This window comes from Aquamicrobium sp., assembly GCF_023954335.1.
Lineage (GTDB): Bacteria > Pseudomonadota > Alphaproteobacteria > Rhizobiales > Rhizobiaceae > Aerobium.
Genome location: NZ_JAMLIE010000001.1, coordinates 2,475,078 through 2,490,110 on the forward strand (window position 1 = coordinate 2,475,078; position 15,033 = coordinate 2,490,110).

The following is a 15,033-nucleotide window of genomic DNA, read 5'->3' on the forward strand; positions in this document are numbered from 1 at the left end:
GATCAGCCTGAACGCGACCCCGTCCACGGACCGAGCTCTTCAAAGACGGTGGCAGCATCGAGAATGTCGGATTCTGCGTTCGGGCGGCCGACAATCTGCAAGCCGATCGGCAGCCCTTCCGGCGTTCTGCCGCAAGGTATCGATAACGCTGGCAATCCCGTCAGATTATGGACCAGCGTATAGGTTGGCCAGGACAGAGCCAGCGGGCCGGTCCACCCCGGGGGGCTGGTGCGGTCCGCATCGAATGCGGCCACGGGAACCGTCGGTGTCAGCAGAAGTCGGTATCGCCCAAAGAGCTCGCGAAATCGCCGTCGAATCTCGTGTCGCGCGGCCTGTGCATCGAAGAGGTCTTTGACTGTCAGGCGCGACGAATGCTCCAGGCAGGCAGCCACCTCCGGATCAAGTAGTTCTCGATCGTTCAGAATAACGTCCTTGAGACGAAAGGCGGCCCCAGCAAAGAATTCCGCAGCGTGGACCGCATGCGGATCCTCGATGATTTCATCCACTTCTTCGACGACGCATCCTGCCTGCTCGAACACGCGTACCGCCGCCCTCACCATCCCAAGCACTGTCTCGTCGGGTTTTCCGAATCCGAGAGTGGGTGACCAAGCTATCCGCCAACCTGATATTTCCTTGATGTCGTGCTCCGTGAGCTGTGACGCGAGACTGGCGTGGTCGCGGTCGTCATAGCCGGAGATCGCAGACAGGAGCATTGTTGCATCCCTGACGTTTCTCGCGATCGGCCCAATGTGCAAGAGAGACGGAGCGGTTGCCGGTGGATACACCGGCACGCGACCAAATTGCGGTTTTAGTCCTACGACGCCGCAAAATGCTGCCGGTATGCGCAGAGATCCGGCGCCGTCCGTTCCTATCGACAGGGGCGTGACCCCAGCGGCAACGCTTGCGGCCGATCCGCTGCTGGAACCGCCAGCGGACTTCGAAGTGTCCCAAGGATTGCGGGTAATTCCCGTAAGCGGACTGTCGCTCGATGCCTTGCTGCCGAACTCAGTCATGGTCGTCTTGCCGACGATACAGGCCCCCGCCGCGATAAGCCTCTCGACAACGGGCGCGTTGAAGGCTGCAATTTGGTCTCGTGCAGTTTGAGACCCGAATGTCAGCCGCACCCCTTCCATCGCGATGTTGTCTTTGATCGATATTGGGATGCCGGTGAGCGGGTGTAGGAGATCCCCCCGCATTACCCTTGCCTCGGCCTTGCGAGCAGCATCCAAAGCCAGTTCCGGTGTCGTAGTTACGAAGGCATTGATCGCTGGTTCTACCGCATCAAGTCGCTCAAGAGAGCGGGATACTACTTCAACGGGGGAGATTTCACGGTTTCGAATAAGTCGCGCAAGTTCTCCTGCGGAAGCCCGATCGGTGTCACTCGTCGCTGACTCGTGAAACGCCATCATTGGCGCCTCGCAGCGCGGCTCTCAGCGCCGTACCATGGGAACAGGAACTTGATGACGTTCACGAACAGCAAGTCGGCGCAAAAGCCGAGAATTCCCAGCGTGATCAGGCCTACGAACATTTGATCGACCCGAAACACCTGCGCCGACATCTGGATAAAATAGCCGACCCCCGCCGTAGCGCCTGCCAATTCGGCGGCGACAAGCAAAACGAGGGCGACGGCGAGACTGATCCTCAAGCCGGCGAGGATGAGCGGCAGCGCACCCGGAAGGACGACGTTCCAAAGCATACGGAAGCCGCCGGCCCCCAGCGTCGCCGCAGCCCGCATTAGAAGGGGATTGACGTCTCTGACGCCCAGAAACGTGTTTACCCAAACGGGGAAGAACACGCCCCACGCGATAAGAAAGACCTTTGAGACTTCGCCAATGCCAAACCAGAAGATCGCCAGGGGAACGAAGGCGATGGACGGAATTGCCCTGAACATCTGGAGGAGCGGATCGCTCATGTGCCTGAAAACTGGCAGACGTGCAGTCGCAATCCCGACCGCGACGCCGATGACGGAGCCAAAGAAAAAGCCCAAGACAGCGCGCCAAATACTGGCCCTCAGGTGCTGGAGCAGCTCACCGCTGACAATAAGGTGGTAGGCAGAGGTCGCCACTGCCGTCGGTGCAGGCAGGAACGCCGGATTGACCAACCCCAGCCGCGCGATGAGTTCCCAAGTGAGAAAGAAGACGGCCGCCCCCAACGCCCCCAACGCCGCAGGAGCGCTGGACGAAAGAATCCTCCGCATGCTCGCTTGCGTCGACCTATTCAACGGTGTGGACGCCGATGGAATTTTCGAGGTGCTCGTAGAGCTCATTGAAGCTTGACGTTGTGCGAGTTCGCGGGCGGGGGAAGTCAACATTGATAACCTCTTGGACGCGGCCTGGGTGCGGAGACATCACGACGATGCGATCCGCCAGGAATATGGCTTCACCGATATTGTGAGTAACGAACACAACGGTCTTTTTCTCTGCGCGTTGAATATCGAGTACTTCCGACTGGAGGGTGCTCCTCGTCATCGCATCAAGGGCCGCGAACGGTTCGTCCATCAGAAGAACTCGAGGCTTCGTGACAAGCGAGCGCGCGATGGCGACGCGCTGCTTCATTCCGCCCGAAAGCTCGAATGGATACTTCTCCGCGAACTTGGTCAGTCCAACTAGGGACAGGTAGTAATCAGCCAACTCGCGACGTTCCTTTGCGGATATTCCGGCCATTCGAGGTCCGAATTCCACGTTGCCACGAACGGTGAGCCAGCCAAACAGGGAGTAATCCTGGAACACCACTCCTCTGTCCGGGCCCGGTTTGGAAATAGGCGCTCCCTCGATGCTGATCCTCCCGGTCGTAGGAGAAATGAAACCAGCGATAAGGTTGAGCAATGTTGTCTTTCCGCAGCCACTCGGTCCAAGAAGACATAGAAATTCGTTTTCCTGGATTGTCAGATCGACAGCCGCAAGAGCTTGGAATGCTCCGAAGTCTCGGGTAACCTGCTCAGACTTGATGAATTCAAGCGCCATTGTCTCACTGACCGGTACAGTTGTTCGTTTGATCGATAATTGTCGACACGACAACGTCGTTGAAGTCCGGCACTTTGGACCCCGCCGCAAGAAGGCCGCTATCGATAGCCCACTGCGCTTGCAGCGTCATATCCTGGACGATGCTGACCTTGTCGAGCGCGATCTCGAAAGGAATTCTCTCCCATTCCTTGGCGACGATGTCCTGGTCCATCTTGATCCGCTCGGATATGTAGGCGATCGACGCATCCTTGTTCTTCTTCATGTATTCGGCTGCCTCTTTCATCGCGCAGAGGGAGCGGACGAGCATCTCTGGATCGTTGTCGATCGTGCTTTGCAACGTCACGATGCCCGAGTAATTCACGTAAAGGCCAGGAGTGCGAATTGAATGGAACCGATCTTTCCCAAGACTCAGAGCCTGCGACAGGTGGGGCTCGGTCCATACGAAAGCGTCGATTTGCCCATTGGACAGACTGGTCACCATATCCGTCGGGCTAAGGTTGATTCCGGTGATGTCCTTGAATGACAGTCCTGCTTTCTCAAGTGCGCGTGAAAGGTAGACTTGCGCATTTGTCCCCTGCGCATAACCGACACGCTTTCCTTTGAGGTCTTCAAGCTTCTGTATGTCACTCGTCGCTACAACGTCGAAAATCTCGTACCCCGACATGGTCCCGATAATGCGGACAGGGAGATTGTTCACAGCAGCAAACACGACTGGAGTTTCTGCCACGGTACCCCAAGCGACGCCTCCACCAACGATCGCTTCCTGCGAGGTGCGACCGCTTGGAAAAAGCTGCACCTTCGCGTTCACACCGTGCTTCTCGAAAAAGCCTTGCTGATCCGCAACGAAAAGCGGAGCCCAGGGCAGACCGATGCCGGCGGCTACATTCACCTCGTCATCGGCTCGAGAAGGATCTGAAGCGATGCCTGCAATGCTGGCGGACAATAGGGTCGCAAAAAGCGCGGATTTGAATCGACGTTTCATCATGGACGTTCCCTCCCAGGAAGCCTCTCTGTTGAGGCGGCGCAATTCATGGACTGAACCAGAGGAGGTGTGAGCCGAAAAGCAATTAGTTGCCACGCCGGACACACATATTCTAAATTATTGGAATCGCTATTGGAAATGAATTTGCGCTCCTGCGATTGGAGCATCTTACGCGCTGCGCAATAGGATCCGACCGAACGAGGGAGAGACTCTCGTTCGGCTTTCGCCGATCACCACTGCATCACCCTGATCACCAGCAACCTTCCTTTTGACGATCCGAGCTTCAATGCCGGCCTGATCGCGGCGGCGGGACTTGTAGTGGTAGGTCGATGTGTCGAACTCCAGAATCCGGCAGGCCCGCCGGATCGACACGTCCCACTCGCTACATGTATGCGCCACCAGCTCGCGTTTGCGACCAGGCCTCACAGTTTTCGGCGGATTACGTCCTGCAGCATCTCCTTGTCCAGCGACAGGTCCGCCACTAGCTTCCGGAGCTTGCTGTTCTCGTCCTCGAGCTGCTTCAGCCGCTTCATCTCCGTCGGCAGCAGACCGTCGTATTTCTTTTTCCAGTTGAAGTAGGTCGCTTGGCTGATCCCCGCACGTCGGCAGATCTCCGCCACCGGAACCCCGTCCGCTCCCTGCTTCAAGATGAACGCCTTCTGCGCGTCTGAAAACTTCGATGCCTTCATCGTTCTCCGCTCCTCCCAGCCAGGATGCTACTGCGGAAAACTCCAGTTTTGAACGATCCAGTTTTAGGGGTTCAGATCATCACGGAGACGGACGATGCGACCCTCGCGGTTCACGGAAGAGCAGATCATCGGGATGCTGAAGGAGCAGGAGGCCGATGCGAAGACGGGATGACGTCCCGCGGCGTGGTGTAGCTGGCGGCATTGGTCGCCGTGCTGTCCGGCATTGCCGGGCTGATCAGCGCGCCACTGCTGGCAGGCTGATGAGGGGATCATCGCTCAATTGTCCGACGCTTTCCAGCGTCATGTAGCGGGCGCGCTGAACGGCCCACTCATCGTTCTGTTCGAGCAGCAACGCACCGACGAGACGCACGATGGCGTCGTCGTTGGGGAAGATGCCGACGACATCGGTGCGCCGCTTGATCTCGCCGTTGAGGCGTTCGATCGGGTTGGTGCTGTGCAGCTTGGCCCGGTGCTCCTTCGGGAAGGTCATGTAGGCGAGCACGTCGGGCTCGGCGTCGTCGAGGATGGCGGCGAGCTTCGGCACCTTCGGTCGGATCTGGTCGGCGACGGCGCGCCATTGGGCGCTGGCGGCTTCGGGCGTCTCCTGAGCGAAGGCGGTGGCGATAAAGGCCGAGACGACGCGGCGACCGCTCTTGCCGGCGTGGGCGAGAACGTTCCTCATGAAGTGGACGCGGCAGCGCTGCCAGGTGGCCGAGAGCACCTTGGTGACGGCCGCCTTCAGGCCCTCATGGGCATCCGAGACGACGAGCTTCACGCCACGCAGGCCGCGGCGCGTCAGCTTGCGCAGGAACTCGGTCCAGATCGGCTCGGCCTCCGAGGTGCCGATCTCCATGCCCAGCACCTCGCGTCGGCCGTCGGAGTTGACGCCGACGGCGATGATGACGGCGACGGAGACGATCCGCCCGCCACGACGGACCTTCAGGTAGGTGGCGTCGATCCACAGGTAGGGCCAGTCGCCCTCGATCGGCCGCTCGAGGAAGGCCTTCACCTTGCCGTCGATCTCCTCGCACAGCCGGCTGACCTGACTCTTCGAGATGCCGCTCATGCCCATGGCCTTGACCAGGTCGTCGACCGACCGCGTCGAGATGCCCTGGACATAGGCCTCCTGGATGACGGCCGTCAGCGCCTTCTCGGCCATGCGTCTCGGCTCCAGGAAGCCTGGGAAGTAGGATCCCTTCCTCAACTTCGGGATGCGCAGCTCGACGGTGCCGGCCCGCGTCTCCCAGTCCCGGTCGCGATAACCGTTGCGCTGGGCGGTCCGCAGTGGCGACTTCTCGCCCCAGGCGGCGCCGGTTGCCGCGCCCACCTCCATCTCCATCAGCTTCTGGGCAGCAAAGCTGATCATCTCGCGCAGCAGATCGGCATCTGCGCTCTTCTCCACGAGCGCACGCAGGTTCATCATGTCGTCGGTCATCGGTGTTCCTTCCAGTGAGGACTTGGCTTCGACAACCAGACCATACCGGAAAGCGCCGATGACCACCGCGCTACCCAGCTACACCACCTCCGGGGACGTCACCGAAGACGGCGGATGTCTGTCGCAAGCACGGTATCTCGGCAGCGACCTTCTACAAGTTCAAGGCGAAGTTCGGCGAGATGGATGTGTCCGACGCCCGTCGCCTGAAGGCTCTTGAGGACGAGAACGCCCGGCTGAAGAAGCTGCTCGCCGAGCAGATGCTCGACAACGCGATCCTGAAGGATGCCGCCGCAAAAAATGGTGACGCCCGACGCGAAGCGGAAGGCGGTGGCTCATGCCTGCGAGGTGTATGGGGTGAGCCAGCGTCGGGCGTGCCAGGCTCTGAGGATCGACCGTTCGACGGTGCGCTACACGAGTAACCGTCCGGACGACGCTCCGTTGCGCGAGGCGATGAAGGTGGTGGCGGCGGAACGCCGGCGGTTCGGCTATCGCAGGATCCACGTCATGCTGGACCGCCAGGGCATCGTGATGAACCAGAAGAAGCTGCGGCGCCTCTATCGGGAGGAGAAGCTGCAGGTGCGCCGTCGCGGCGGCCGCAAGCGGGCGCTGGGTACGCGCAGGCCCATGTTCGTTCCCGATCGCGCCAACGCCCGCTGGAGCCTGGATTTCGTCGCCGACACCTTTACCGACGGCCGTCGCTTCCGGGTGCTGGCTGTCGTCGATGACTACACGCGGGAATGCGTGGCGCTGATCCCCACCTGCCGTCGACATGGCCGACATCGGCCAGAACGCCGGTAGCAATCGCGCGAAGGTCGAGTTGCGCGGTTGTGGTGATCTCTCCCAGAAGGCAAAGGGTGCGCCCCTTGATGGCGGCCTCGATAGCGACGCGGGACATGGGGTCTTGCGCCAAGCAGACATCGAGAATGGTGTCGGAGATTTGGTCGCAAATCTTGTCGGGATGACCGTCTGAAACGCTCTCGGAGGTGAACAGGCCGTGAGAAACAAGCATGGGATGTCTTTCTCTCTTTAGTGCTTTCGGCGTCATGCCGCGGCGCACAAGCTGAAGATCAAATGCCGTAGGAACTAATCGATCGGCCTAGCGCGTGCCTCCTTCACGAACCCCACGCCGCCATTGTGCGGTCGGTTCGATGAGAACCGGGTCATGGACGGCGCTTCGACGCACATGTAGGTGTCGTCAGCGACACTAGGGGGGAGCTTGTTAGACACCCGCGAACGCAAGCAATGAAGTTCGTGATGATTGCGGATCATTTGGGAACTCTCCTTTTCGACTGCTAGGAGAGTTGCTCGCTACGCCCGTTTCGTTGCCACGACCGGCCGCATCCCCTTTCAGGAACCACCTTGCCCGGACGGGCAGGTTGGCGAGGGCAAAGCCCTCCTCTTGATGCTGAGGCAACTCGTATCCGAAGATTTGGCATTCGACAACATGTCGTTATCGGTGGCGCGCCCTGAGTTGTATGTGCGATTGTTAACTTGCATGACATGATTATCGCGGAGCCAAATCACCATCCTTACGGGGGGACAGCCCTGCTTCCATCGTCGTGCGACAGAAAATTGCATGTAGCCAAAAGAACCAACAACTTTCGAGGCATCAATGCGGAAATTTCTGATATTCACTGCATGCGTCTTCGCAATAGTGGTAAATTTAATTCCCACTTCACATGCTATGGAGATACGTTGTATTGAATATTTTGACGATGTTACTAGAGATGTTGTTAGGTACTTTAATAATCCCAAGAAAGATAAAAGTATACTTGACTTTGATTTTATATATGAAAAAGTACAGCAATGTTCTATTGTTGAGATAAGCGGTGCTATAAGTCCAGGAGACGCAGAGAAATTTACCGTATATATGGATGACCAGAGGCATATATTACTGGTTGTATTGATATCTCCGGGCGGATCGGTGAAGGATGCATTGACTATGGGGCGTATTATTAGAGAGCGAATGCTGCACACAAGCGCATCAACGTACGGTTTTCCGGAGGATTACGATTTTTCAGATCGAACTTGTGGTCTTCCCGGCCGTGGCCCTTGCTGCTCTAGTGCGTGCGCTCTAGCTTATTTTGGTGGTGCTGAATGGTCTATCGCTGACAAACTCGGACTTCATCGACCGACCAGCGATGAATTGGGTAACCTTGAATATGAGGATGCTCGATCTGGGCTTGCCAGTGTACACCGCGAAATAGAGAATTACCTGCATGAAATGGAAGCGCCACCCGGTGTTTTTGACACGATGATGGCGACGCCATCTAACTCCCTAGCCGAGTTTGTTGTCGACCCATTGCGCGTTCAGCAATATCAAGCCGGCCAAGGAACCTCAACATTTCCGCCTACAATATATGAATGGCTTGCGCCGAAGTGTCGCGGAGCAACGGAACCATTGTTGAAATGCATGAGTTCATGGCTGGTTGTTGAAAGCACTGCAAGAGCGAGGAGTCAAACAGACTTAAGTGTCGAGGATGTTGCTCTTAGAACGTACTCCGCAGAAGTATTACAGGAATACATTGATGAAAATAAAGATGATTTCTTCATGAGGCTTAGAGCAGAGCAGTGGCTGAGAAAGTGCTTGCTGAGTCCAGAGGAGACCCAGACAAAGTGCTAGTTTGCCGCTTGTCGGATACATTGGTATCGCTAAGACGGCAGCAATTGCAGCCGAACGAATTGCACTGCTTTGTAACTATTCGCGAGGAGATTGCTCGCTATGTTCGCTTCGTTGCCGCGATCGGCCGCATCCCGTTCAGGAATCTTTTGAGAAAGGAATTGGTGCGGATACAGCGCGGACATAAAAAGATGAAAATTTAAAAGACCTAAAAGAAACATATTGATAACTCATGAGTGCAACTGATATTTAATCAGATTCATGTCGCAACCACATTGGCTTCACCTGTCTGGCGAGCGCCACACCCAACAGCTAGCGATGCTGCATCTGTTGGATCAACCTCAGTATGGCTTCAGCGGTCTGCCTGACCTTTTGTGCCTCCTTTTCCTTTCGTGCGCGTATCCGCCGAACGGTTCGACCGCATTCCACCGCCGACCGGAACTCCGGATGGCGGTGTTTCCACTTTGTGAGCGTTCGTCGTGTCACGTCGAGCGTGTCGGCGATGCGCCCGAGGCGAACACCATCCTCGGCCAACCTGACTGCCACCGGCGTGAACAGGCTCGGTCGGCCGCGGGTTCTCTGGATTGTGGTCATCGTTGTTGGCCTCCTTTTTAGGGGTACAAATCCTAAATGGGAACTTATTCCTTGGGCTGGTCCACCATGACGGTGGTGGTCCCCATTGTGGTACCTTTTGAGTACCATGACCGCGGCGATCGGTTCTTCACTCCGGACCTACGGTGCGCGCGGTCTCAAACCTGCTGGCGGGGCAGGGCGGGGCTATGGTGTCGCTGAGAAGCGTTGGGTCAGGGTGGTCAGCGGTGAACGCTCACGCTCTGCTCTATACACTGCCATCCGCTCCTCGGGAATTGCCTCTCTATAGCCTGACAGTTGACTTTTCTCCCTGACCACCCTGACCGTCCCTTGCAAAATAAGGGTTTGTGAGCGACATACCCCAGCCCCGCCCCTGACCGCATCCCTGACATGGTCAGGCCAGAGAAGCGGATGCCGCTCGCTCCGCTCCCACGGCGCGGTCACGATTTCCGCTCCGAAGCAACGCTACCCTGACCAATCCGCTGCTTATGGTCAGTGGTACGACCACCTTGGAGTGTCTTCAGCGACTGGGAGTCAGCGCGCGCTAGTGTGCTTTCGTAGGCATCCGCGTTCAGCCGGAGGCCTGTGAAAGACTGTTCGCGCCCGGCTTCCGTGCGACCGCGTGCCTTGCCGACCTTCCCTTCTCCGGCAGCGTATAGTGCCCGAGCAAACGCTGCCGTGGCGAGCGGCGAATGGCCGTTGCGCTCAGCCCAACACCTGTACCGCCGATAGAGCTTTTCCTTGCCGACACGAAAGTTTGGCGCAAGATCGCATTCCTCGCGCATGAACACCCGCACCGGCGAGGAAAGGTCGGCGATGTCTTCTACCATTTCTCGTGCCGCCTTCGACTGCGTGAAGTGGCCCGTTCGGTCAAGATCATCGAGGCCGTCGAGCGCGACGTTCAGAATGCCCGGCAACTCAGCGTCAAGCTTCTTTTCAAGTTCACGATCTTCCTTGCCGGCGAAGGTCCGGGAGAACACCAGCATGACGAACCGATAGGCAACTGCGGTCGAGGCGTCGCCAAGATACGGCATCTCATTCGATAGGATCATGATGCGGGTGGGCAGTCGTCCGTGCCATGTCGGCCTGTTCTTGCGGGGGACCGGAACAGCGTCCTCGCCGGAGATCGACAGCAGTCTCTCGACCACGGTCTGCGTATTTTTTCCTGATGTCCGCGCATCCGAAATGATCGCCAGCGGCTTGCCGATGACGTGCTCAAGCCCGAATGTGTAGCCAAGGTCAGCCTGCGTCAATGCTGCTACGTTGCCGCCAAGCAATCCCGTAGCCACACGCGCAATCGTGCCCTTACCGGCACGCCGGAGACCGATCAGTCCAAACACGCAGTGCATGTCGGTCCTGCCGGAGACGAAGTACCCCAGCATCTGCTTGAGCGTGCGCGGTGTTTCGTCGTCCTCGTCCCAAAGCGAGGCGACAAACCGATCGAATTCGGGGCAGCGCGCTTCAGGCTCGTAAGCGAACGAAACGCTGTGCAGGTTGAAATAGAGAGGTGTATGCGGCCGCAGTTCCCGCGTGCCGATATCGAGCAAACCGTTCGAGCAGGAAATGAGGGGCGCAGTCTCCGGGCCGTCGAGCCAGCACGGTGCGTTGATCTCATCATCCAACCTGACAACGCCACGAAGCGCCGCGACCACGTCGCCGATCCGCCGCCGGTTTGGCGACCAAGGCATAGGGTCTTTTTTGCCGGATTTTTCGTACACGGCCTGCGCGGTAAACGCGTAAAGCCGGTCCTCGACTACGTCGGGCATGATCTCTGCCCAGTGCGTCCCCGACCAAGCCCACCAGCCGCCGCGCCAATAGTGGAGCGTCAGACCATTGCTGGTCAAGCATTCGCGTCTAGCAAAGCACATTGCGACGTCCAGCGGCGCTGTCGGCGGTGGCAGGTTGATAATCCGGCCACGTACCGACTGGATGTTGGTAACTGTCTCGACGGTTGCGTTTGTCGTCGTCATTGTTGTCAGTTCCTGTCGCGCCGTCCGGGGGGCGTCAGCGCCGACAACGCTGTTCTCACTTCTTCCATGTCGATCTCGATAGGCTTCGCGGTCGCCTCCACATGCCGCACGTCCGCCGAGGTCTCCCAGATGCAGACGTGCCCGCCTCTCGTCAGCGACACGAGGCACCTGTCCCTGCGCACCGCGTGCGGCCCCTCCAGCCAATCGGCCGAGCAGCGCGTGCCGTCGCCGGCCCACTCCCGCAGCTCGTCGAGTGTCCGCGTCTCGTCGTCGTTGCAGTCGAACACCATGTCGGGCGTCAGGTCGTAGACCCAGTCCGGGTCGCCCGCGCCGTGCTTCGACACCGTGACGAGCTGCCAGCCCGCCTCTTTCAGCGTCGAGGAGACGATGTCGCAGATGGCGAAGAAATCGTCCTGCGCCAGCTCCGGCAGCTCCTCCAGCCTGACATCGGCCAGCGAGGCGTCGCGCCACGAATATTCGACGAGGACGTTTCCGTGGTCGTCGACCGTGTGAGGACCGAACGCGCCGAACTGCCGCGCCGACAGGCCGCCGAAGATTTCCACCCGGTGCGCCGGGTCGTCCGGCTGCCCGCCGGGCTTGATCCAAGCGTGTGAGTACACACGCTTGAACGGTTCGCTCGTGCGGACGAACCACGCTTCCTTGAAGCCCTTGCCGCGACGGACGGGAAGGGGAACGCTCTCGTCGGCCAGACCCTCCAGCCGGTCGAAGACGCGCTCGGCGATCACGTCCATGATCTCGTCGTCGATGTCGAAGTCGATGGCCGCCAGCCCGCTCTCGATCCGCACGCCGGTCGAGATGAACCGCTTGTGCCGGCGGCCCCATCTCGCGATCTCCTCCGGCGTCACCTCGACGCGCGGCCAGTCTTTCAGGAAGCACTGCTTGCCGATGTTCGGCAGCGGCGTGTATCCGTTCGCCAGCATGCGAAGCCGGACACGCGTATTTTGGTTCATGTCGAAGCAACCGCACATGTCGATCATCCCGTTCGTGAGGGGGTCAACGTCGCCGAGGGTTTGGTTGGGTCTCGCGCTTCGCGAGCCAATCCCGCACAGACTGCGCGCGGTAAAATTTCCGCCCCCCAATCATCAAGCTGGGCAGGCCATCGGGCTGCTGCTCGTAGCGCATCAACGTCCGCGTCGATAGGTTCAACGCGTGAGCCAACTGGCCACGAGGAATGAAGTCGTTGAGGAGGTCGAGGGTTTGCATTGTGCCATCTCCTGTAAGCCCTGTAGCTACAGAAGATCACGGAATGACACTGTCCCCTACGACAGAACTACAGCAAAATCGGCGACTTATGTCCTAGAAAATTTCACCGGCCTTGACGCGCCGAACGACCGCGCGCACAGCCCGCTCGACATTTCCCGCTCGCCCTGTCGCGGCTTCGTGGAACGCTTCTGCGAACTCGAAAAACTTGCCAGTCTCGCTTATTTCGTGCGGAGAATACTGGAGCCAGAATAGCGCGGCGCTTTCCACCACGCTCTCCTTGTGGTGTGCCTTGCGTCGGTTGGCCGATCTGTTGGCTTTTGCGGCCTTGGCGGCGGCGATGATATTCCGCAAGGCTTGAATAACCTCGTCCCGTTCTAGTCCGGTCAAGGTCTCGATAGGCAGTGTGGTGTCGAGCTTGCGCATGTAATGCGCTGGCTCGATGGGGCCAAAAGCCTCATTCCCCCAAAAAGCCATATGCTGGTAGGGGCGGCGGCGAAGGGCATGCAGGTGCGTCAACAACTGGCCGACCTTCTTCGCCAGTTGGTCGAGATGCCTGTCGTCATCGGCTGGCACGAGATCGGGATTGGCCACGCGCGCAAGCGCGCGAGCAAGCTGCATATCAGACACCTGTGGCGCGCCCCGCGCTCTTTGCGAAGTGTCTCTGAGCCAGCGTTGGGCCTTATCTCTGTTGCCGGCGACAACACCCGCGAGGTCCAGAAGGTCGTCAACTGTCCACTTATCGTCGGTCATCATGCGCCGCCTTCATCGGTACGATCTCCGCGCCTTCGCCTTTCGGGCCCATCACGATGATGCCGACGCGCTCGGTCGCCTGCCGCAGCGGATCGTCCATCAGATGCGAATAGCGCGCAGTGGTGGCCGGCTGAGAGTGCCCGAGCAGCGCACCGATGATCGGCAGGGAAAGGCCGGCACTCGCCAGCAGAGAGGCGTAGGTGTGGCGAAGATCGTGAATACGTGCCGAAGGTTTCACGATGGTCCGTTCCCTGCCGCTATCCTTTACCGTCTCCACGGTGACGATGCCGGCGGCGACACAGACATCGTGCCACGCCTTCTTGATCTCCTCCCGGCTGCCCTTGCCGCCACGGCCGGAGAACACATACTCCGCGTCCTCCTTAGCCTGCTCCCGAAGCTCTGCGAGAAGCTGGCGGGCGGGCGCTGACAGCGGGACACGGTGCAGGGTCTTCTGCTTCGTCGTGCTGCCCGGCTTTGTCCAGACGCCTTCGGACAGGTCGAACTGATCCCAACGCGCGCTCAGGACTTCGCCCTTCCGAGCACCCGTCAGCAACAGCAGGCGAATGATGTTCGCGCCCTGCTGGTCCAGCATCGCGGCGAGTGCGCTGGTGAGGTTCTTCAACTCTGCCGGCGACAGGTAGCGGTGACGTTTCTGCTCCTCGTTTCGCTCGATCCCCTTCGCCGGGTTGTCCGTCCGCCACTTCCACCTGATCGCCAGCGCGAACATCTTTGACAGGACGGCAACGGTGCGGTTCGCCAGATAGGGCGCGCGCTTGCTGATCTTCCGGTGCAGGCCATCAATGTCGGTGAACTCGACTTCCGTCACCTTCTTGTGCTTGAGAGCGGGGAGGATTTCGCGGTCGATCAGCGCCTTGTAGTCGCGGCGTGTGGCGGGCCGCTTCTTCGTCAGGTGCTCCTCCTCGAAACGCAGGCAGAGGTCCGCCACCGTCTTAGCGTCGCGATCGGCCTCGACTTCGGCCATGGGATCGTCGCCAACGTCGATCCGCTTCTTCAACTCCTTCGCTTCCTCGCGAGCGGCGGCCGTCTTCCAATCGGGATAGGCACCGATGGTATAGCGGCGCTCGCGGCCGGTGCGGGTGCGATAGTTTAGGATGAAGGATCGTGCGCCGGCCGCCGTGACGCGGACGCCGAAGCCCTTCACGTCGCTGTCATAGGTGATCTTGTTGCCCTTGGCCGGGGCCGGCAGGTGATCCTTGACGATGGTATCAGTGAGCTTCAGAGACATTATCAGCAAGTTCCCGTGTCCGCACTGTGTCCGTCCAATTGACGGCGCTTCACTGGCTGCTAATGTCGCACGGTGTCTTGATTTGTCAAATGGTGTCCTTTTGAAAACAAGGCTTTATGTGCGGACACAAGGAAAAGCAAGGAAGTTCAAGAGCTTGGAAAAGACGCTCAGAAAGAACTTTTAATCAGTAGGTCCTTTCGAGCCCCAGCGCGCTCACCACGAAATTCCCAATGGTTTCATAAATTTAAGGCGACCGGGTATTAGGACGCAGCGTAGATCGCCGCGTTTTTGCCTCGCGCTGCCATTCGGGCGTCAGTCATTCGGCGTAGATCGGCAGAACCGTATCAATCGGATATTCGAGGATTACGATCCCCCAGCCAACCGCACCGATGACCCACCAGGACGTCAGGGCAGCTGCCGCGATGTCACGGATACGCTTCACGTGTTCCTCCACAGGAAATCGCTCGCAATATAGGACAGCAACGCCACCCACGTCATCGTGAGCGCCCACCCGATTCCGGCGGACAGCCACCCAGGCAATCGCGCCATGGTGCGGCTCTAGA

14 protein-coding genes, 2 pseudogenes and 1 riboswitch are annotated in these 15,033 nt (G+C 59.0%); of the genes and pseudogenes, 2 read left to right on the forward strand and 14 right to left on the reverse strand.

What is annotated here, in order from left to right; all coding sequences use genetic code 11:
- Positions 1-2 precede the first annotated feature (2 nt).
- From M9945_RS12275 to M9945_RS12300, 6 genes and pseudogenes are all read right to left on the reverse strand, one after another.
- Entirely contained in the window at positions 3-1,409 is a 1,407-nt protein-coding gene (locus tag M9945_RS12275) for an amidase (protein WP_367944713.1), read from the reverse strand.
- The gene (locus M9945_RS12280) at positions 1,406-2,197 is read right to left on the reverse strand and encodes an ABC transporter permease (RefSeq protein ID WP_367944714.1); all 792 of its coding nucleotides are present in this window, start codon (positions 2,195-2,197) and stop codon (positions 1,406-1,408) included. Before M9945_RS12280 ends, M9945_RS12275 begins: the two co-directional genes overlap by 4 nt.
- 16 nt (positions 2,198-2,213) lie before the next feature.
- The gene (locus M9945_RS12285; protein ID WP_367944715.1) at positions 2,214-2,963 is read right to left on the reverse strand and encodes an ABC transporter ATP-binding protein; all 750 of its coding nucleotides are present in this window, start codon (positions 2,961-2,963) and stop codon (positions 2,214-2,216) included.
- A 4-nt stretch (positions 2,964-2,967) separates the two neighbouring features.
- Positions 2,968-3,948 (reverse strand): ABC transporter substrate-binding protein, encoded by a 981-nt coding sequence (locus M9945_RS12290; RefSeq protein ID WP_367944716.1) that lies wholly within the window; start codon positions 3,946-3,948, stop codon positions 2,968-2,970.
- 270 nt (positions 3,949-4,218) lie between these two features.
- Positions 4,219-4,634: pseudogene (locus M9945_RS12295) on the reverse strand (transposase); the annotation flags it as partial.
- Positions 4,635-4,869: 235 nt separating this feature from the next.
- Positions 4,870-6,069 carry an IS256 family transposase gene (locus M9945_RS12300; RefSeq protein ID WP_367944717.1) on the reverse strand — a complete coding sequence of 400 codons (1,200 nt, stop codon included), beginning with the start codon at positions 6,067-6,069 and terminating at the stop codon, positions 4,870-4,872.
- 110 nt (positions 6,070-6,179) lie between these two features.
- On the opposite strand from M9945_RS12300, the pseudogene M9945_RS12305 reads away from it, so the two are divergent.
- Positions 6,180-6,822: pseudogene (locus M9945_RS12305) on the forward strand (transposase); the annotation flags it as partial.
- Here M9945_RS12305 and M9945_RS12310 read toward each other — a convergent pair.
- Entirely contained in the window at positions 6,752-7,114 is a 363-nt protein-coding gene (locus tag M9945_RS12310; RefSeq protein WP_367944718.1) for an S-adenosylmethionine synthetase N-terminal domain-containing protein, read from the reverse strand. The pseudogene M9945_RS12305 and the gene M9945_RS12310 sit on opposite strands and share 71 nt — an antisense overlap.
- A 263-nt stretch (positions 7,115-7,377) precedes the next feature.
- Positions 7,378-7,480, reverse strand: a riboswitch (SAM-I-IV-variant riboswitch).
- Between the two features lie 201 nt (positions 7,481-7,681).
- On the opposite strand from M9945_RS12310, the gene M9945_RS12315 reads away from it, so the two are divergent.
- Positions 7,682-8,692 (forward strand): hypothetical protein, encoded by a 1,011-nt coding sequence (locus M9945_RS12315; RefSeq protein WP_367944719.1) that lies wholly within the window; start codon positions 7,682-7,684, stop codon positions 8,690-8,692.
- Positions 8,693-9,001: 309 nt separating this feature from the next.
- Here the strand turns inward: M9945_RS12315 and M9945_RS12320 are convergent, their stop codons facing one another.
- The 7 genes from M9945_RS12320 to M9945_RS12350 all read right to left on the reverse strand — a co-directional run.
- Positions 9,002-9,283 (reverse strand): helix-turn-helix domain-containing protein, encoded by a 282-nt coding sequence (locus tag M9945_RS12320; RefSeq protein WP_367944720.1) that lies wholly within the window; start codon positions 9,281-9,283, stop codon positions 9,002-9,004.
- A gap of 437 nt (positions 9,284-9,720) precedes the next feature.
- The gene (locus tag M9945_RS12325) at positions 9,721-11,250 is read right to left on the reverse strand and encodes a phage/plasmid primase, P4 family (RefSeq protein ID WP_367944721.1); all 1,530 of its coding nucleotides are present in this window, start codon (positions 11,248-11,250) and stop codon (positions 9,721-9,723) included.
- Positions 11,251-11,255: 5 nt separating this feature from the next.
- Positions 11,256-12,191, reverse strand: coding sequence for a bifunctional DNA primase/polymerase (locus M9945_RS12330; RefSeq protein ID WP_367944722.1), 936 nt, complete (start codon positions 12,189-12,191; stop codon positions 11,256-11,258).
- A 73-nt stretch (positions 12,192-12,264) separates the two neighbouring features.
- Positions 12,265-12,474: a hypothetical protein gene (locus M9945_RS12335; protein ID WP_367944723.1), complete on the reverse strand. Its 210-nt coding sequence runs from the start codon at positions 12,472-12,474 to the stop codon at positions 12,265-12,267.
- A gap of 93 nt (positions 12,475-12,567) precedes the next feature.
- Positions 12,568-13,227: a hypothetical protein gene (locus tag M9945_RS12340; protein ID WP_367944724.1), complete on the reverse strand. Its 660-nt coding sequence runs from the start codon at positions 13,225-13,227 to the stop codon at positions 12,568-12,570.
- Positions 13,211-14,470 carry a tyrosine-type recombinase/integrase gene (locus tag M9945_RS12345; RefSeq protein WP_367944725.1) on the reverse strand — a complete coding sequence of 420 codons (1,260 nt, stop codon included), beginning with the start codon at positions 14,468-14,470 and terminating at the stop codon, positions 13,211-13,213. Before M9945_RS12345 ends, M9945_RS12340 begins: the two co-directional genes overlap by 17 nt.
- Positions 14,471-14,786: 316 nt before the next feature.
- A partial coding sequence (locus M9945_RS12350; RefSeq protein WP_367944726.1) for a hypothetical protein occupies positions 14,787-15,033 on the reverse strand: 247 nt, incomplete at its 5' end.